This window comes from Algibacter pectinivorans (assembly GCF_900112595.1).
Classification (GTDB): Bacteria; Bacteroidota; Bacteroidia; order Flavobacteriales; family Flavobacteriaceae; genus Algibacter_B; species Algibacter_B pectinivorans.
Genome location: NZ_FOMI01000008.1, coordinates 134,890 through 155,102 on the forward strand (window position 1 = coordinate 134,890; position 20,213 = coordinate 155,102).

General features: G+C 31.7%; 17 protein-coding genes. 16 read left to right on the top strand and 1 reads right to left on the bottom strand.

Going from position 1 to position 20,213, the window contains the following annotated elements; translation table 11 throughout:
- Window positions 1-3: 3 nt before the first annotated feature.
- From BMY96_RS12310 to BMY96_RS12355, 10 genes are all read left to right on the top strand, one after another.
- Window positions 4-2,355, top strand: coding sequence for a DEAD/DEAH box helicase family protein (locus BMY96_RS12310; protein WP_092852603.1), 2,352 nt, complete (start codon window positions 4-6; stop codon window positions 2,353-2,355).
- Between the two features lie 19 nt (window positions 2,356-2,374).
- Window positions 2,375-3,358: a RhuM family protein gene (gene rhuM / locus BMY96_RS12315; RefSeq protein WP_092852605.1), complete on the top strand. Its 984-nt coding sequence runs from the start codon at window positions 2,375-2,377 to the stop codon at window positions 3,356-3,358.
- 33 nt (window positions 3,359-3,391) lie between these two features.
- Window positions 3,392-3,610, top strand: a complete 219-nt coding sequence (locus BMY96_RS12320; protein WP_092852607.1) for a DNA modification system-associated small protein — start codon at window positions 3,392-3,394, stop codon at window positions 3,608-3,610.
- 2 nt (window positions 3,611-3,612) lie between these two features.
- A complete protein-coding gene (locus BMY96_RS12325; protein WP_092852609.1) occupies window positions 3,613-5,613 on the top strand; it encodes an AAA family ATPase in 2,001 nt (666 codons plus the stop codon).
- Window positions 5,613-7,202 (top strand): ATP-binding protein, encoded by a 1,590-nt coding sequence (locus BMY96_RS12330; protein ID WP_217639600.1) that lies wholly within the window; start codon window positions 5,613-5,615, stop codon window positions 7,200-7,202. Before BMY96_RS12325 ends, BMY96_RS12330 begins: the two co-directional genes overlap by 1 nt.
- Window positions 7,203-7,351: 149 nt before the next feature.
- Window positions 7,352-7,747 carry a DUF6979 family protein gene (locus BMY96_RS12335; protein WP_092852611.1) on the top strand — a complete coding sequence of 132 codons (396 nt, stop codon included), beginning with the start codon at window positions 7,352-7,354 and terminating at the stop codon, window positions 7,745-7,747.
- Between the two features lie 99 nt (window positions 7,748-7,846).
- Entirely contained in the window at window positions 7,847-8,203 is a 357-nt protein-coding gene (locus tag BMY96_RS12340) for a phospholipase D family protein (protein ID WP_092852613.1), read from the top strand.
- A gap of 18 nt (window positions 8,204-8,221) precedes the next feature.
- On the top strand, window positions 8,222-8,779 hold the full coding sequence (locus BMY96_RS12345) for a hypothetical protein (RefSeq protein ID WP_092852615.1): 558 nt from the start codon (window positions 8,222-8,224) through the stop codon (window positions 8,777-8,779).
- Between the two features lie 119 nt (window positions 8,780-8,898).
- Window positions 8,899-10,860: an McrB family protein gene (locus BMY96_RS12350; protein WP_217639601.1), complete on the top strand. Its 1,962-nt coding sequence runs from the start codon at window positions 8,899-8,901 to the stop codon at window positions 10,858-10,860.
- Window positions 10,861-10,863: 3 nt separating this feature from the next.
- Window positions 10,864-12,108 (top strand): McrC family protein, encoded by a 1,245-nt coding sequence (locus BMY96_RS12355; RefSeq protein WP_092852617.1) that lies wholly within the window; start codon window positions 10,864-10,866, stop codon window positions 12,106-12,108.
- A 49-nt stretch (window positions 12,109-12,157) separates the two neighbouring features.
- On the opposite strand, the gene BMY96_RS12360 is transcribed toward BMY96_RS12355, so the two are convergent.
- A complete protein-coding gene (locus BMY96_RS12360; protein WP_092852619.1) occupies window positions 12,158-13,978 on the bottom strand; it encodes a sigma 54-interacting transcriptional regulator in 1,821 nt (606 codons plus the stop codon).
- Between the two features lie 164 nt (window positions 13,979-14,142).
- Between BMY96_RS12360 and BMY96_RS16030 the strand changes: the two genes are divergently transcribed.
- The 6 genes from BMY96_RS16030 to BMY96_RS12385 all read left to right on the top strand — a co-directional run bounded on the left by BMY96_RS16030 (window position 14,143) and on the right by BMY96_RS12385 (window position 20,120).
- Complete coding sequence (locus BMY96_RS16030; RefSeq protein ID WP_092852621.1) at window positions 14,143-14,286, top strand: hypothetical protein; 144 nt, start codon at window positions 14,143-14,145, stop codon at window positions 14,284-14,286.
- Between the two features lie 59 nt (window positions 14,287-14,345).
- Window positions 14,346-14,522 (top strand): hypothetical protein, encoded by a 177-nt coding sequence (locus BMY96_RS16035; RefSeq protein WP_175473569.1) that lies wholly within the window; start codon window positions 14,346-14,348, stop codon window positions 14,520-14,522.
- A gap of 217 nt (window positions 14,523-14,739) precedes the next feature.
- On the top strand, window positions 14,740-17,040 hold the full coding sequence (locus BMY96_RS12370) for a glycosyltransferase (RefSeq protein ID WP_092852623.1): 2,301 nt from the start codon (window positions 14,740-14,742) through the stop codon (window positions 17,038-17,040).
- Window positions 17,040-18,461 carry a tyrosine-protein phosphatase gene (locus BMY96_RS12375; protein ID WP_092852625.1) on the top strand — a complete coding sequence of 474 codons (1,422 nt, stop codon included), beginning with the start codon at window positions 17,040-17,042 and terminating at the stop codon, window positions 18,459-18,461. Before BMY96_RS12370 ends, BMY96_RS12375 begins: the two co-directional genes overlap by 1 nt.
- Window positions 18,454-19,419 (top strand): methyltransferase, encoded by a 966-nt coding sequence (locus BMY96_RS12380; RefSeq protein WP_092852627.1) that lies wholly within the window; start codon window positions 18,454-18,456, stop codon window positions 19,417-19,419. The genes BMY96_RS12375 and BMY96_RS12380 overlap by 8 nt, the downstream gene beginning before the upstream one ends.
- Window positions 19,419-20,120, top strand: coding sequence for a WG repeat-containing protein (locus BMY96_RS12385; RefSeq protein WP_092852629.1), 702 nt, complete (start codon window positions 19,419-19,421; stop codon window positions 20,118-20,120). The genes BMY96_RS12380 and BMY96_RS12385 overlap by 1 nt, the downstream gene beginning before the upstream one ends.
- Window positions 20,121-20,213 lie beyond the last annotated feature (93 nt).

The window sequence follows — 20,213 nt, forward strand, 5'->3', positions numbered from 1 at the left end:
ACAATGTACATTTTAAAAGATTTTCAAGAAACAGCAGTAACCAGTTTGTTAGAAAACACCTATACTGCTTTAAAAGAACCTACCAAGCAAACCCCTATTTTATTAGAATCGCCAACAGGTTCGGGTAAAACCGTAATGATGGCGTCGTATATAGAGCGTCTGGTAGACGAGCTACAACTAAAACCAGGCTATAACAGCAATGTGGCTTTTGTATGGTTAGCACCCAACACGCTACATATACAAAGTTACCACGCTTTGCAAAATCTTTATAGCGATACCCAAAAACTAAATTGTATAGATTTAGACAATCTAGGAAGCAATCCTATATTAAACGCTAAAGATTTATTGTTTCTTAATTGGAGCAGCATACATTCTGCCAAAAACATTTGGAGAAAAGACAACGAAACCAATACCAACCTAGAAACCCTAATAGAAAACACACAGGCTAACGATACTAGTATAGTGCTAATAATAGACGAAGCACATTTAAGTGCTTTTAGTGGTAAACAAGCCATAGCAGTACGTAATTTAATAGAAGCAGATGTAGAAGTATTGGTAACCGCTACAGCACATAACATACAACGTCCTCAATTATCGGTATTTGTACCAAGACAAAAAGTTGTAGAACAAGAACTTATTAAAAAAGGAATTCGTTTAAACATTGGTTTAAACCCAGAAGAGCAAAACGGAGAAAATGTACATATGCATTTGCTTCGCAAAGCCTTTCAGAAAAAAGAAGAACTAAAAGCGTTATATGCGCAAGAGTTAGGCGACAACAAAGTAAATCCGTTATTGCTAATTCAATTACCTTCAGATAACGTTTCCTTAAGTTCAGAAGACAAGTCTATTAGAGATACCTTAGTAGGGCTTTTAAATACCGAGTACAACGTAACTACCCAAAACGGAAGACTGGCTATATGGCTAAGTGGCGAAAAAGATAAAGATGGTATTGAAGACATCAATGCAATGCAAGATGTAATGATTTTTAAACAAGCAGTAGCACAAGGTTGGGACTGTCCTAGAGCAGCCGTATTGGTAAGTTATAGAACCGTAAACAGTCCTTCCTTTGGTATTCAAACCGTGGGTAGAATTTTGCGTATGCCACACCGTAAACACTACAATAACGACGATTTAAATTATGGGTATGTATATACCAATATAGAAGCCACTCGTATTAACTTTGAACCTTCTGATGCAGATTTTATTAATTTTCAATTAGCAAAAAGAAAAAAGGACAGAGGTTGGGGCTTCGATAAAATCAACTCAGCTCAAATTGTAAACGACCGTACTGCAAAAGGGGTATTAACCTCTACCTTTCAAACGCATTTTTTCAACCTAATGGAGCAGCGTTTTAATGTAGCTATGTTGCCAGATGTAGATCTATTTACGACTGAAGTAGAGGAGAATTTAAAAGAAGCAAAAGAAGCTAATTTATTAGCAATGCAACAAAATGGTTGGGAGTTTAACGTAGACGACCACCAAATACCAATTCCTGTAGATATTGAGGCAGACCCTTATATTGTAAATAGCATTATGGTAAATGCAGACCATACCAAGCAGTTTGCTATTACTATGAATCAGTTTAATACAATGTTCGAGCGTTTTTGTTATGACAATATAACTAGGCTTAACCGTTCCAAAAGCTGGAAAAAACTAAGAGATGTGTTACTCTTTTTTGCCGAATATTATTTAGGATTGTTTGAGCACGAAGCCAAACGTATCTATTTATTTCCTCAAAATAGAAGATTACTAGAAGAGTTAATTGTAGTAGCATTAGAACGTTTTGAGCAATGGCAAAAAGCAAAAGGGAATGAAAAACGAAGAGTAGAATACGCAAGTTGGGAAGTGCCAGAATATCGTTACTACAGCGAAAATTTCAACAAACAATACATAGAAAATCACGCTATGGAGCCTTTCTATGAATACATAAGTGTATCTAGCCCAGAAAAAAGATTCAAAGAATTTTTAGAAGCAAACAGCGAACATATAGAATGGTGGTACAAAAATGGAGATGCAGGAAAAGAACATTTTGCTGTGCCTTATATCAAGCAAGCAGATGAAAAGCTAGAAAGACCTAGCTTATTTTATGTAGATTTTGTAATAAAATTCAAATCTGGTAAAATTGGGTTATTCGATACCAAAACAAAACGTTCAGATTTAGATGCACCTAAAAAGCACAACGCACTTCTAGAGTATATAGAAAAAGTCAACCAAGAGGCTAACAATGAAAATTTATTGGGTGGTGTGTTAATAGAAGAACCCATAGACTCTAATCATTGGAGGTTTTGTGCGAATAGAATAGAAGATACAAAAGACTTAACAGGTTGGGAGTTTTTAAAACCAGAATTACTCTAAAACTTAAATAGCTCACAAAATGGAAAAAGGAGAAATTTTAATCTATACCAACCAAGAGGGGAACATCAAAATAGATGTGCGCCTTCAAGAAGAAACCGTTTGGTTAACCCAAGAACAAATGGCTTTACTCTTTAATAGGGATAGAAGTGTTATAACCAAGCATATAGGTAAAATTTTTAGTGAAGGTGAGCTAGATGAAAAAAGCAATGTGCAAAAAATGCACATTAGTACTTCAGACAAACCTGTAAAAATTTACAATTTAGATGTAGTAATCTCTGTTGGCTACAGAGTAAAGTCGCAACAAGGTACACAATTTCGTATATGGGCTACACAGCGTTTAAAAGAATACATCATAAAAGGCTTTGCACTTAATGATGAACGTTTTAAAACCGGTACGTCTATGAACTATTTTAACGAACTGCAAAACCGCATTCGTGAAATACGTATCTCAGAAAAATTCTTTTATCAAAAAATAAAAGACATTTATGCTACCAGTATAGATTATAATCCTAAAGACGAAAAAACCATTCAATTCTTTAAAATCGTACAAAACAAGTTACTTTGGGCTATTAGTCAAAAAACAGCTGCAGAGTTAGTGTATAGGAGTGTAGATGCATCATTACCTCTAATGGGAATGTTAGCGTACGACAAAAAAAACAAATCGGTTACCAAATCAGAAGCAGGTGTTGCTAAAAACTATCTTAACGAAGATGAAATGCGTCTACTAGGGCTTATTGTAGAACAATACTTAGCGTTTGCCGAAACAATGGTACAACAACAAACACCAATGTATATGAAAGATTGGGTACAACGTTTAGATGCTATTTTACAATTAAACGGTAGAGAGTTGTTAACCCACGCAGGTAAGATAAGTCAAGAAATGGCTAAGAATAAAGTGGCTAAAGAGTATCAAAAATACAAAGAAGAAAACAAGCGTTTGTCCTACGAAAAAAGTCTTAAAGAGTTAGAGCAAGACATTAAAAATTTAAAAGACAAAAAATAAGATAATAACCTTAGTCAATATAAAAATAGTATTATGAGCAACAAAGGACTAGATTCACTATTTATACATTACGGCATACGTAAAGATGATATGGCTACCATAGAAGCCATTTGCGAAAAATATGAGGTTGAAGCCGAGTGGCTAAAAGAATATTTCTTAAAAGCCTACCACGAGAAAAAAATTAAAAATGAAGACTTAGACGAAAAGGCATTAAAAAAGCTAATGGAAAAAGCGCTTCAAAAAATAAAATAGTTATGTTAATAAAAAGAATAAGAGCTAAAAATTTTAAAACATACCTAGAACTCGATATAAATCTAGAAACAGACCCAGACAAACCTATTGTATTAATCGGTGGTGCTAATGGTGGTGGTAAAACAACTTTTTTTGATGCTATTTACGGTGCATTGTATGGCTTAAACATATCCAACGATAAAGAATTTAACGAGTTACTTAATGCTGGTGCTTTGGGTAAAATTGAAGAAAAAATTGAATTAGAATTATTTTTTTCAGGCAGAGTACTAAACCAAGAACAGTCCTATGTGCTTACAAGAACCTATATGCTTAATACAGCCAAAAAACCTGTAGAAAGTGTAAAACTAAATATGAATGGTTCCATTTTTCAATACGGTACTGCAACACCTACAGGGCAAAGAGCAGAACAAGAAGCGCAAGTAAATAAAATTATAAAAGGGAATCTACCTGAAGAGTTAAGTCGCTATTTCCTATTTGATGCTATGGAGGCTGGGAGCCTTTTAAAAGAAGACCGTCTTAATCGTGTAATTCGAGAAAATATTGAAAATGTTATGGGCTTCAATAGATACTTGTCTTTTGCTAAAGCAGCCGAATGCTTAACGCAAGACTATACAGCTCAAATGCTCGATTTAGAAAATGAAAAGAAAGAATATTTACAATTAGTAGAACAAAAACGTAAAGAAGAAGAAACGTTAACCGAGTTAAAAGGAAAACGTAAAGAAGCACTAGATTTTTCAGTGTCTAATAAAGATTTGTACGATACGTTAAAGGCAGGTATGAATGAAGAATCTACACTAAACAATAAGGTGAAACAATTAGAAGAAGAACTAAATAATCTAGATAAAGAGGAAAAGCAATACAAAACTGATGTAAACGATTTTATTAAAAATTTTGAAATGCACGTAAGCTTACCAAAATTAGCTGAGGTATTGCAAAATGATATTGCCTTAATTATAAACGAACGTGAAACTTCAAATGCAGATGCCTACTCGCATTTAAACAAAGAAGTGGTAGAAAACGTATTGATAAAAGCTGTAAACGTACTTGCCGATAAAGGGCACAATTTAAAAGACGTGTCAGTAAGTCAATTAGCAGATAAAGTATTAAAATCATTAGAAGATAAAAACACAGATTTAGAATACGATTATTTTCAAATTTCAGAAGTTGAAGCTTTAAAAAAATTAGCAAATGGTAATTATCAAAATCCGTACAATTCTATTACCCATCGTAAAGAAAATCTAGATAAAGATATTGCCAACGCACACAAGATTAAAAAACAAATAGAAGATTTAAAAGCACAAATTACAGGAAAAGACTATTCTTTAATTAAAGCTTATGAAGAGAATGAAAGTGCAATTAAAACCTTGAAATCTGAAATTGAGGATAAGGATAAAGAAGTAAAAAAGATAGCAAAACGTTTACAACAATTTGATATACCAACTACAGAAGAACCAGACCCTAAATTTGAAGCTTTAAAAAAATTACAACCCTTGTTTGATGAAATAGCAAATACGCTGCTTAAAAACAAAAAAGATAAAATAGAATATAAAATGAAACATGATTTAAACGTTAATCTTGCGGCTTATCAAGATGTCATAGATCGTGTAGAGTTATCAGAAGATTTAAAAGATTTAAACTTTAGTATTTATCATAAAGCAGGTAACGAAATCTATTTAAGTCAACTAAACACAGCGTCTACACAAGTAGTGGTGCAAGTGTTGTTAAAGGCATTACACGAATTTGGCGATTACGACCCACCTGTAATGATAGATACAGTTATGGGGGTGTTAGATGAAACAAGCCGAAGCACCTTGTTAGAAAATTACTTTCCAGAATTATCGCATCAAACTATACTATTAAGTTCTGATAGTGAGGTAAGACCTAATTCAGATTTGCAAAAAATAGAACCTTTTGTGGCCAAAGCATATACATTACTTAGAGATAAAGAAGCTCAAAAAACAAATGTTACAGAAGGGTATTTTGGTAATTCTATAAACAATTAATGATGGAAGAAATAGCATTACATAATATAAGGCAAAGCGAAGGGTTAATTGATAGCCTATTACCTTTAAAACATAAAATTGAAAAGAAATTAAACCTAAAAGAATATCGCAAAGAAGCGAAGCAGTTAACGTTAAATAATAATTTATTACAACGTTTAACATTAGCAGCAGGTTTAAGTCAAAATCACAAACGCTCTTGGTCAGTAGTAGAAAAGGTAGCAATGGATAGTTTAAGAATCCACGAAACAACCTTTACTAAGTTCAACCTACAAGTAATGTGGTCAAGTCTTATAAAATATCGTTATAATCAAATAGATATCGATTGGGCAGTAGCTGCTAATCGTAGTCGTATAATTAATTACGAGATGCAACAAGGCTTAAAATATTTAATGGACGATAATAATCTTGAGAATTGGTTAACAATTACTGCAAAATCTGGTAATGCTTCATTTGGCACAGTACCATTCTTAGATTTAAATATTGGTTTATTTGAAGGAGATATGCCTGCTACCTTAAACCTAAACGGTAGGCAAATACCAAATACACAAATATTAATTGCAGGTTCTACAGGTTCTGGTAAATCTAATCTTTTGGCGGTATTAATGCGTGAAATACGTACATTAACAGTAGAAACAGCGTATCCAGTAAACTTTCTGTTTTTTGATTATAAAGGCGAATTTTCAGATCCTGCTAATCGTTCGTGGTTCAGCCATTTTGAAATTGATGATACAGCAATTTTAGATCCAATAAGGGAATCATTGCCGTTTTCACCGTTTAAAAACTTTGAAGGGAAAACACAGAACGAAATAAATCTATATGCTTCTGAGTTGTCAAATGCTATCTGTGCAATAGATAATGCACGTATGAGTGCAAATATGAGTAATAGATTAGCAGAAGCAGTAATCGCTTCTTACAGAAAAACAAGGAATAAACCAATTTCTTTTCAAATAATTTTAGATGAGTACAACCATTTACAAAACAAAAAAGACCGTCTAAAAGATGATAGTATTAAGTCTGTTTTAAAACAATTAATTAGAAATAACTTATTTGCTACCGAAGATAATATAGACTTAATAAATAATAGTTTTATTGTAAAAATGGATGGTTATCCAAAAGATGGTCCTTTGGCAAAAGCAATTGTGTACTTTATAATATCTAAGCTCAACACTATTTATGAAAAGTTACCAAAACAAGAAGTATCGGAAGAATGTGTTGAAATCCGTCACTTTACAATTATAGATGAAGCACATTATATGCTAGACTTTGACAACAAACCTTTAAGAGGTTTAATAGCAGTTGGGCGTAATAAAGGGCTGAGTATCATTTTGGCAACACAGAATATGGATAGTTATAAATCCAAATATTTTGACTTTTATGCTAATGCTCAGTATCCTTTAATTATGAAACAGCAATCTATTACTGATACTGTTATTAAAGATTTATTTGGGGTTTCTGGTAACGAATTTCAAGAGATAAAGGAGTCAATAGCAGGTTTAGAGTTGGGAGAATTAATTATTAAAGATGCAACAGCAATTACACTTGGTATGGGTAAAAAATTCAAGAAAATTAAGGTTGATAGATTTGTATAAATACAATCCACGCTATAGTTTAAAACATTTATCAGTTAGAATACCTTGGCACGATAATGCGTGGAAAAACTGGTAACAGAACTTTTATAAAAATATTAAAACTATTGGCTCTCCTTTAAAGTGGATGGGCCAAAAAGCTACGAAACGAAATGAATTTGAAAAAGGAAAATAAATATGGTTTAGCAGCAAAAGAAGCAGCTTTAATTGGTGGTAACCCAATAGAAGCATGGAGAGCGGCTGTTCAAAACTTTGATTCTGAGAGTGCTAAGTTAAAAGGGTGTCCAAAAAATGCATTTTTAGGTTTGTGCGAAGCAGGTTTGGTAAAAGGTATAAAATCGGGTTCTTATTTTACCCGTAAAAAGGAAAACTTGAATAAAAAATATGCCATTACTGCAGTAAACCTATTAGCCACAAACCCATGCCTAAATAAAAATGAATTATGGAAAGAAGTTAGAGAAAAATTAGTTTTAGGTGAGAAAAAACATAATTCTCAAATGGATGTTGTTTTAGCTTTATGGAACAAAAAATTAATTCAATTCAATTAAAATAAATCAAAATCTTAAAATGCCGTTAGCTAATTGGTGTTATTAAGGACAAGTTATAAAAGTAAAATTAACCCCCAATATTAAATAAATTAACCTATAATGAGTACGTTTTTAACAGGAGACAACCTTAACAATGCTATTGATGGTATTATTACAAGTGCCAAAAAGTTTATTATAATTACATCGCCATACATAAAACTAGACGATCATTTTAAAGAACGTTTTAATTTAGTTAAAAATGATCCATCTATATATCTAAGAATCTTATTTGGTAAAAATGAAGATAATTTTTACCGCAGTATGAAAAGTGAAGATTTAGATTACTTTAAATCTTTTCCTAACGTATCCATTATTTACGAGCCAAGGCTTCATGCTAAAAGTTATGTTAATGAATCTGAAGGTATCATTACATCAATGAATTTATACGATTATTCAGCAGAAAATAATGTGGAATAAGGAGTGGCTTTCTCTAAAATGAACTTAACCGAAAAGGTATATCAAGAACATGCAGATCAACATTATGCCTTATTGGAAGATAGTGCTCATTGTGTATATATAAAACGTCCAGTTTTTAAAAAGGTGCTGTTAGGTTTAAGTAAAAATTATCTAAGATCTGAGGTGTTGTTGGATTTATTTGACTCATTCGACCCAAATAAAAGAGGTTATGAGCGTGTTGTTTATCAAGACATAGATGTTATAAGTTTGGAGGATAAAGAGGTGGTTCCGGTATTAAAAACAAGATCGGAAAAAAGATTAGAAAAAGACCAAAAACCAGATTTCGGAAAGAAGCTTAAAAAAGAAAAGCTATTTACAGAATCTAAAAAGCCAAAAGTGGGATATTGTATTAGAACAGGCGAAGAGATTCCTTTTAACCCAGAACGGCCATTTAGCTATAATGCATATAGATCTTGGGTGCAATTTGAAAATTATGATTTTCCTGAAAAATATTGTCATGAAACGGGTAAAGCCTCAAACGGAAAAACAAGTATGGCTAATCCTATTTTAAAAAATAGTTATTCTAGTTGGAGGTAACTTATAAATAAATTAAAATAGCTATGCTATTTGATAAAGTAAATAAGGTACACTTCTTTTAAAGGGTAAAGCATTTTTAAGATGTAAAAATTAATGTACGTCAATAAAATAAAAAATTAATGATAGATTATAAAGATTACGAAAGGGAAGTATATAATTGGTTAAGCAATAAAAACAAACAAGATTCTAATTTCACATTTTCATTAAGGCAAAAAGCATCCAAAGGATCTGAATTAGATTATTTTATCGGAACAGAAAAATCTAAATATTTTGCAGTAACTTTTTGGAGTATTCCGGTAACTTTTCCAGGTTCATCAGGAGATTTTATTGGTTTAGTTTTTAAATTATCTAAAGATTACGTTAGATATGGTTATGACTTTAAATTTACGCAAACAAACAATCCAGGGGATAGGCAGAACAAATCTGTTTTAAATGTGTTAAAAGCTCTTGTTGAGCCGATAAGAGAAAATATCGGAGTGATTCGGGAGAGTGATGCTTTAAATAAAATGTTCACTATAAGAACCAAACCTAAAAAAGTGAATTATACTAATTTAGATGACATGTTAGTAGATGTAGAGGACGATTTGTTAAAAATAATACCTATCGTAAATGGGCAAATAGAAGGAGAGAAAAGAGTAAATCCTGAATTTGAAGCTCATAGAATTTCTAAAGAGGTATTTGCAGATATGAGGGCAAAGCTTTTAGCTAGATTTGAAAAATTTGGAGAACAAAGTGATTTGAATAAAGAATCAGTTGGTGTTTCTAATACTAGAAAAACAATAAACCGTTCTTTAAAGCCCATCAACCAAATTCTTTATGGCCCTCCGGGTACAGGAAAAACATATGCAACGAAAGAGATGTCTGTTGCCATTATTGATAAAGATTTTATTACTGGGATTGACAAAACCTTGTCGAATAAGGATAAAAGAAAGTTAATTTCGGACAGATATACTGAACTCTGTAATTCGGAACAAATAGTTTTTACAACCTTTCATCAATCCATAAGTTATGAAGATTTTGTAGAAGGTATTAAGCCTGTTCCTCCAGTTTCTGAGGAATCTAGTATAAATTATAAAATTGAAGATGGCATATTTAAGAATATTTGTAAAAAAGCTTCTGAAATTAAAAGCTCCAGTAATTTTGATGATGCTTACTCAAAATTTGTTAATGATGTCGTAGAAGCAGGAACTATTGAATTAAAATCTTTAGTTCAAAAAAAACCATTTAATGTTAGAATTAATAGTAATGAAACTGCTGTTGCAATTCCTAAAACAGAAATAGCAACCGAAATGGGGATAACTAAAGAAATGATGCGTGAGTATATTGTAAATGGGATAATTAAGGATTGGAAAACTTACACGACTGCCATTGGTGAATATATTAAGGAGACATATAAGGTTTCAGTCGAAAATACGGACAGTAAAGCCAAAAATTATGTACTTATAATAGATGAAATTAATAGAGGAAACGTGTCGGCTATATTTGGTGAACTTATTACACTTATTGAGCCAGATAAGCGTATTGGTCAAGTAGAACAATTATTAGTGAAATTACCATATTCTAAAATTGATTTTGGTGTACCTGCTAATCTTTATATAATTGGCACAATGAATACAGCAGACCGTTCTGTAGAAGCTTTAGATACAGCTTTAAGAAGGCGTTTCGAGTTTAAAGAAATGATGCCTGATTATACGGTTATTGAAAATGAATTTGTTAAAGATGTTTCCATGTCTGAAGTATTGGAAACAATTAATCAACGTATAGAATTACTAATTGATAGAGATCACACTATAGGGCATTCGTATTTTGTAGGCGTGGATAACGAAGAAAAATTGGCGAATGCTTTTAACAATAAAATAGTGCCACTATTACAAGAGTATTTTTATGGTGATTATGGAAAAATAGGACTGGTACTAGGAAAAGGCTTTGTTAAAAGAAAAAAGAATGAGAATATAAAGTTTTCGAGTTTTAAATATGAGGAAAAAAACGATTTTATTACACCAACTTTTAGTTTAAAATTAATTGATGAATCAAATAGTGTTGATGCCGTTAAACAATTGCTAGAAACCAAAGAAAAGTAAGCTTTGAAAAAACGTAATAACATATCTGTTTTTGAGCATCAACGCTTATATGTTGGTGAGCAAGGTTTTAGGCAGGTACATTTAGATGCGCTTTTAAAACTGAACGAATATCACGATGGTAATTATTTTGAACCTATTGCAAAAGGTATTAAATTTAATCAAAATGTAGGAGTAATTCAGGTAGATGGCTTAACGATTGAAATTAACCCGAAAGCAGACAAGGATGATGACGATAATAAATGGAAAGGTGTTTTATTAAAAATGCTACAAACTTGTGGAAAGCTTAAAGCACAATCCTCTGGAGCAGCACATGTAAAAAGACAACATCTTAATTTGTTAGAAGTGTACTTTGAATTGTATTTGCTAGAAATAGAAAGTCTAGTTAGAAAAGGACTAATAAAGCAATATAGAAAGCAATCTAAAAACACTAAAGCATTAAAAGGTAAATTAGAATTTGCAGGACATATAAGAAAAAATCTAGTTCATAAAGAACGCTTTTATACCACACACCAGGTATATGATAGTAATCACTTTTTACATCAAGTATTGCAAAAAGCGCTTACTATTGTAAATCAGTTTACAAACGGAACTCGATTGCAAGATTTAGCAAATAGAGTACAATTGAATTTTCCAGAAGTTACCACTAAACCCATTACCGCAAAACAACTTAACGCCATTCAATTAAACAGGAAATCTAACGCTTACAATAATGCTATAGAATTAGCACGACTAATAATTTTAAACTATTCGCCAGATATTTCTAGCGGTAAAGAAAAAATGCTATCGCTGCTGTTTGATATGAATGAACTGTGGGAAACCTACATTTTAAAGCAATTGCAAAAAGCCTGCGTAGGAACCAATATTGAGGTTTCAGGACAAGAAGCGAAATCGTTTTGGGGAAATAATACATTACGACCTGATATTGTATTGCGCCAAGGCGAAAAAATCATAATTATAGATACCAAATGGAAACGCCCACAGAAAAACACAGCTTCCGTGAGCGATTTGCGCCAAATGTACACCTATTGCCGTTTTTGGGATGCCGAAAAAGCGATGTTGTTATATCCTGGTGATTATACCGAAAACCAGTTTGAAAACTTTAAAACCGATGATTATTTCTTAGATCAGGAGAATACCCCGCATAAAATGGAACACTTATGCAAAATGGGGTTTGTTTCTGTTTTGGATGCGGGTGGTGCACTTTGTGGGGCGATAGGTTATTCTATTCTAAATCTTTTAAAAGATTAGTTGTGTTTTGTATATTTCTAAAGTATCGATTTTGAGTGAGATGGTTTATTTATTTTTTTAAGGAGTATTTATTTTTCCATTTGTTAAATGTGTTTTCGGTTACAGTATCTTTTAATAATTTAAAATGTTCAATAGCTTTGTTTCTACCTCCAAATTTTTCAACAGCCCATTTCTGAAGTTCAAATAAATAATCCGCTTGCATTTCTTTTGTGGTTTGGTTTGTGTTGAAGTTATATTTATCGTCTTTTAACTCTGTAACAATAGTATGGTATTTGGTGAATTCTTGTTTCGTGTAATAGAAAGGCGTCTTTTCATTCAGCATAGTTTTCGTTTCATCATCAAAATTAGAAAAAGCATTATAGTACATGGCAATTTTTTGTAAATCTCTGTAGTTTCCGTAAAGCGGTAATGTTTTTATCCATTGATTTAATTTCTCGTCATCTGGTGGTTGAGGTTTTCCTGGTAGTCTTAAATTTTTCCAAACATTAGACCAGTCTTTCATTCTATCTTCTTTGGTTTCTCTTAATGGAGGTATGTTTACAACATGTTGTACAATTCTATCATAAAAATCAGGAAGTAATAAGGTTCTTAATTCTTGAATGGTTTTGTTTGTGGCAAAAATTAATCGACATACTACTTTTATTTCTTTGCTGTCTCCCATTTTTCTGATAGACATTTTGTTATGTTCATCAGTTTGTAATGCTTTCATTAATTTAGCTTGAACTAATATAGGTAAATGGTGCACTTCATCTAAAAATAAAATTCCATTATTCGCCTCTTCAATTAATCCTTCTTTACCACCAGGTAGTCCGCCTGTGAAAGCGCCTTTATCGTACCCGAATAATTCTGATTCTGCTTTGTTGTCATCATCATTAAAGGAAGCACAATTTGCTTGAATTAACTTTCCTTTGTGTTTTAATGTTTGGCTAGCTTTACTTGCTATATCAGATTTCCCTATACCTCTTTCTCCTAGTAATAAAATGGAAAATCCAGATTCTAGAAATACTTTCATTTTTTTATTGACGAGTTTTCTAGGGTTAGATTTTGTGTCTGAATATAAATTGAAATCTTCTCCAATGTTAGTAATAAGGTTAATAGGTATTTCTTTAATAGAGAATGGTTTAAATCTTTTTTCTTTTTTATCAGATTTATCGTCGTAAGTTTTTATAAAACGAGTATTTGAAGGTAGTTGATTAGCTTGAGATAAAATATGCCATACCACCTGTGTCTCATTGCTTCCTAGCGAAACATTTATAATGTTTTCAGATTTTTGAAGTTTTTTATGGTCCTTTTTTAGCCATGCGTTAACTTTATTAGCAATGAGCTTTTCATTCCGCAGGTCATTTATGTCTAGCTCAACAATCTCTAGTTTATCTTTATAGATGTTATTGAAATTAGAGTATTCTTTAAGCCATTTTAATTGCTCTAGAATAGGGTAGTGTTGTATGTTTCTCCAAATAGATTTTTTAAAAGCATCAAGTTTGTCTGGATACTTTTCTTTTACAAATAAGAGTTCTTTGGAAAGGTTATAGCATAAATCATCGTTAGAAGTGATTTCATCATAAATGTCGCTTAGTCCTTGGATTTTTATTGTATCGTCGTGTACAATGTTTTTTTTATAACTAAATCTTCTACTTGAAAGTTTGTCGAAAGATTCTTGCTGGGTAATTAAGTAAATTACCTTGTCAAAAACAAAGCCGTCTTGATCTTTAGCGTTATCGAAAATAGTGTTCAATTCCATTTGGTTTAAGTCCTCAAAATGGAAATTTTTAGGTAAGTCATTTTCTTTTTGGTAAAAGCAGCTTAAAATATGTTTAAGATATGCGACGCCATGTGTCGTGTAATGCCAAGTGATGTATGTTTTATTCATTAAGTAAAGATATTTAAATATTTATAAATATTTTTTTATCTTTTTTATTTTTTGCTTTAAATATTTATATCGCTGATTTTTAGTTTATTACGTGTGTGTGCGTTTTTGTGGCACGATTATGTCTTAGTGTTAAGTAATATTAATTATTTAAAACAATAAAAATTATGAGTAAATCAAAACCAATGACAAGTAAAGCAGCATCTAGAATTCAAAGTAGTACTGCAAAAACATCAAAATCAGGAGGAGTATCAAAAGGGAGTTTTGCATCACGGGCACAAAGTGCAGCAGCTAATAGTTCTAAAAAGTAATTAATAATCAAATCTCGCCTTTTAGTTAAAGGCGAGATTAAAATTTAATACGTCATAAAATGAAAAACATCCTGAATTACAAGCTAACGCCACATTTTGAAGAACGATTAATGCAAAGGCAAATAGATCCTTTTTTAGTTTCTATGTGCCTTGTTAAAGGAGCTATGAAACCTATGGGGAGTTCTAAAGTTGAATACACATTGTCTAAGGAAGGTATTTTGAAGGCTATAGATTAAGGTTATATGTTAGCGAAAGATATTCTTTGGGTAACAAGTTTTACTGTTGTTGCCAAAGGAGATAAATTAATAACAGTTTTTGCAAAATTTGGGGATACAGGAATTACAAATTAGAACAATTGTAAATAAGTAAAATGAACATGACTTATTTCGTTTTTATGTATAAAAAACTACAAATAATACTATTTTTCAACTTTTAAAAAGAATATAAAAGTAAATGCACATATTAAAAATAATACATGGCTATCCGCCAAATTATAATGCAGGGTCGGAAGTTTATAGCCAATCCATATGCAACCAATTATCAAAAGAAAATGCAGTTTCCGTTTTTACAAGAGAACAGAATCCGTATGCTCCAGATTTTGAAATCCGTCACCAAAAAGTAAGCTCAAATTTACATCTTTATTTTGTTAATAATCCTAATGGTAAAGATGGTTACAGGCATCAAACCATAGATGATAATTTTAAAATTTTAGTAGAAGAATTAAAGCCAGATATAGCGCATGTTGGCCATTTAAATCACTTATCTACAGGTTTAATAGATGTTTTGAATGATTTGCAAATCCCAATCGTATTTACATTACACGATTTTTGGTTAATGTGCCCAAGAGGCCAATTTTTAACCCGTAGTATTGGTAAAGATTGTAACACGATGCTTTGTTCGGGTCAAGAGGACAAGAAGTGTGCTACAAATTGTTACCAAGTTTATTTTAGTGGAAACAAGGAAGAGGAACAAACAGATATCGATAATTGGAGCAATTGGGTAAACCGAAGAATGCAAGAAACCAAAGTGATAATAGATAAAGTAGATTTGTTTATTGCGCCTTCTAAATATCTTCAAGATCGGTTTGTTTCCGATTTTAATATAGCAAAATCCAAAATTACTTATTTAGATTATGGTTTTCCAACCCATTATTTAACGCAAACGGAGAAAGTAAAAACAAAAGAACTTTTCACCTTTGGTTATATAGGAACGCATATTCCTGCAAAAGGTATCGACCAATTAATACAAGCTTTTAAACAAGTTAAAACACCTGCTGTTTTAAAAATTTATGGAAGAGAAAGTGGACAAAGTACAGCGGCATTAAAAGCATTGGCTGCAACTTCAGAAAATAAAGTGGAGTTTATGGGCGAATACATTAACCATAACTTGGCAAATGATGTTTTTGCACATGTAGATTGTATTGTGGTGCCTTCTATTTGGGGCGAAAATTCACCTTTAGTTATTCATGAAGCACAAGCTTGTAAAATTCCTGTAATTACTGCCGATTTTGGAGGGATGAAAGAATATGTAAAGCATCAAGTAAATGGGCTATTGTTTAAACATAGAGATGTTGATGCCTTGGCAGAACAGCTAAACTTTGCAGTCTCCAATCCAGATAAAATGCGTACGTATGGAAGTAAAGGTTATTTGTTTTCAGAGGATGGAGGCGTGCCCGATATTGTAGCGCATTGTAAGCAATTAGTAAATATATATAAGCAATATACCCATACTAGTAAGTTTTGGAGAGTAACAATTGATACCAATCCGGAAGATTGTAATTTAAAATGCATTATGTGCGAGGAGCATAGTCCGTATAGTAACTTTATAGATACGCTTTATAAAGAAACTGGTGTGAAGCGCAGACGTATGGATTTTAAAACCGTGCAACAAATTTTTGAGCAAGCGGCTGCATTGGGCGTAAAGGAAATTATACCATCTACAATGGGTGAACCGTTATTGTATAAACAATTCGATCAAATTTTTGACTTAGCGAAACAACATGATGTCAAAATTAATTTAACCACTAACGGTACATTTCCTAAAAAGTCTGTTTTAGAATGGGCTAAGTTAATAGTGCCTAATACTACAGATGTTAAAATAAGTTGGAACGGTGCTACTGCGGAAACTTCCAAAGAAGTGATGCATGGTTTGGATTTTGAAAAAGCAATTGCTAATGTAAAAGCGTTTATAGCGTATAGAGATGCGTATTTTAAAACAAATGGGTATTTCTGTCGTGTAACATTGCAATTAACATTTATGCAAAATAATATGCATGAATTAGTGGATATTATCAAACTAGCAGCTCAATTAGGTGTAGATCGCGTGAAAGGGCATCAGCTTTGGGATCATTTTGATGAAATAAAAGTATTGTCTATGACGGCAACTCCAGAAAGTGTAAAGCAATGGAATATTTATGTTAAACAAGCGCACGCTGCGGCAGAAACCTTTAGAAAACCAAATGGAGAAAAAGTGTTATTAGAAAACATTATTCCCATTGAAGATGATGCCGTTAAAGAGGTTCGCGAAGATTACGAATGTCCTTTTTTAGAGCAAGAATTATGGATATCTGCAACTGGTAAAATATCACCTTGTTGTGCGCCCGATAATTTAAGGCAGTCTTTAGGTGATTTTGGTAATATAAAAACAGAATCTATTCAAGACGTTTTTAATAGTAGACGCTATAAAGATTTGGTGAGTAACTATAAAACAAAAGCTGTTTGTAAAACTTGTGTCATGCGTAAACCTGTAGCATAATGAAACATATAAAGACTATAGAAAAGATAAAGACTATTTTACCTAGAACATCAAATATCGATGTTGCACTGTTATATGGTTCTTATGCTAGGAAAGAAGCTTTAGGGAATTCAGATTTAGATATAAAGCTTATTGTTGACGAGAATTTTGACATTCAGAACTTTATAGCGAATATAAAAAATGGTTTAGATGAAAAAATAAAAACGGTACACTATATTAAGTTAAGAAATAAAGTTGTTGTTTATTTCAAGGAACTACCAAAGTTAGAGTTTGGTTTATGTTACAGCATAGAGGCTATAAATCGAGATTTTTTGGGATCAGAAATCTCAGAACTGAAAGACATCGTTTTGTATGAAAAAGATAAAGCGAGTACCCAAATAGAATCGTATTTAAAACAACTTATAGCTTCTAAAAAGGATATGAATACCTCAGATATAAACAACTTGATAGATAAGTTTATATATGAGTTTGAGAGTTGTTCATCGAAGCATAGTAGGAGTGATGGTTATCAGTTTTACTATTTCTATAATATTGCTTTTCATATTGCCATTCAATTAAATTATTTAGCTAAAGGGAAGACAGCCTATTACTTTCTTCCAAAAAACTTTATGACGAGTGAACTTTCGGCAGAAGCTCAAGCTAGTTTTTCTAAATTAAATGGCACTACTTTTCTTCCAGAAGGGAATACAAGAAAAAGAGCCTTATTAGATTTCTTTTACAGTGCAATAGAACAGCTAATTCCAACTAATAAATATAAGGAGATAAAAGCGTTTTGCGAATGGGTTTACGAGCGTGACTTCTTTTGGAATTTTAGAGATGCAAATGCATTTAATACTAAAATGATAAATAATTTAGTTTATAGAACATCTGCATTAGCTTTATTTCAAAACACAGAAGAACTAAATGTATTGCTGCGTGAAAATAACATTAAAACAATAATTGATTTAAGAGCGGATAGAGAAATAGAAGCAATTTCATATTCAGATGAAGTTTTAAGTCAAGTCAAATACGTTAAAGCGCAATTCGATCCTTGGGATCAACCAGAATGGTTTAAAGAAAAGCATAACGAGGGTTCTAATCACGAGATTGCGTATCGTTTTTTTGCTATGGGTTGTAAAGATTCTATAAAGAAAACATTTGAAACTATTTTGGAAGAAGAAACAGGCGCTATTGCTATTCATTGTCATGCAGGTAAAGATAGAACAGGTATCATCTTTTCATTATTACATTTACTCTTGGGATCTCCAATAGATAATTTAAATACAGATTATTTAACGAGTGAAATGGATGTGTCTTTAGATAAATTAAAAATAGCACTTGATGTTGTAGAAAACGAAGGTGGGATTTTAAAATATTTAATGTCTTGTGGGTTAACAGAGAAGCAAATAATGGATTTAAAAATAAAGTTGCTAAATGAGTAATAGAGCGTTTTTAAAATCTTTCTTTACAGAACATTGGAAATATATGACAGTAAACGCTGCTTGTAAATTAAATCTGTTTGATGTTTTAGATGAAACAGGAAAAACTAAATATCAGATAGCAAAACTATTATCTGTTCCAGAAAAAAATATTGAATTGTTGTTGAAAGGTTTAGTAAGTATAAACTTTTTAGATGAGGTAGAAGGAAGTTACAAGTTAAATGAAAGGACTATTCTTTTAACAGAGGAACACCCAGATTCTCTAAAATATGCTTGTTTGAATTGGTCAGGAGATCATATGGATGCCTGGATAAACTTAGATGTTTCCATTAAAACAAGTAAAAGTGCTTTTGAAAACAAATACGGAATGGGGTATTTTGACTATTTAAATCAAGATGAAGAAAAACTAAATCATTATCATAAGGCGATGTTTGCTTATGCTAAAGATGATTACCGAAACATAATTGACGTAATTAACTTTAATATTCATAAAAGCGTAATGGATGTTGGAGGTGGTTATGGGGCTGCAATTTCTAATATAAAAAAGGATCTACCAGATGTAGAGTGTTTTTTGTTTGATCTCGATGAGGTTATAAATAAATGCCATTTAGAGAATAACGTTAAACCTATAAAAGGTGATTTTTTTATAGAAATACCGAAACTAGCAGAGGCTATAATATTATCTAGGGTTTTACATGATTGGAACGATGAAAAGGCAAATCAAATTATAAATAATGTTTACCAAGCGCTTCCTGAAAATGGATCGTTATATATTATTGAAAATTGTTCAGATAAGATAGGTGTAGATTTATCTCTATTATCCCTAAATATGTTATGTATGTGCGAGGGTTATGAGCGATCGTCTTACGAGTATATCGCATTAGCAAATCAATCTAATTTTAGGTTTATGGAAGCCAAAAAACTAAATGAATTACAAACTGTATTAATATTTAAGAAGTAATGGATTGGAGAGATATAAAAGTTTCAGAAAAGGGTAATTTTTTTATTTATAATGATGAGATACTTTTTAATAAAGAATATGATGCCGTTTTGAAATTTCATAATCCAGGAATTGCTCCTGTTAAAGATGAATCAGGTTGGTATCATATCGATATTAATGGTGTAGAAGTTTATAAGGAACGTTACGACCGAACCTTTGGTTTTTATTTTAATCGGGCAAGTGTAATTGATGAAAGTTTATGGTTTCATATTAACGAAAAAGGAGAGCGCTTGTATAGTGAAAACTATGCTTGGACAGGTAATTATCAAGAAAACATATGTTCTGTTAGAGATTTAAACAATCAGTATTTTCATATCGATTTGGATGGAAACTCTATCTATGATTCAAAATATAAATTTGTTGGAGATTTTAAGGATGGTTATGCTTGCGTGAAGCAACTAAATGGGTTTTATAAGCATATCGATAAAAACGGTAATTTTTTAAATAGTAAAGAGTTTTTAGATTTAGGGGTTTTTCATAAATGTTATGCCACAGCAAAAGATACAAGAGGTTGGTTTCATGTTGATAAAGAAGGTAATGAACTTTATTGCGAGCGCTATAATATGGTTGAGCCTTTTTATAATGGATTTGCCGTTGTAGATACTTTAATAAACACAAAACAAATTATTAACGAAATGGGTGTGGTTGTTTTGGATATTTAAATCTAATTAATACATGGGCAGTAATTTATATTTGAGAGTCAGATCTGTTTATGTAAAGTATTCGACTTCTTTAAAACAAAAAAAGCCAAGAAT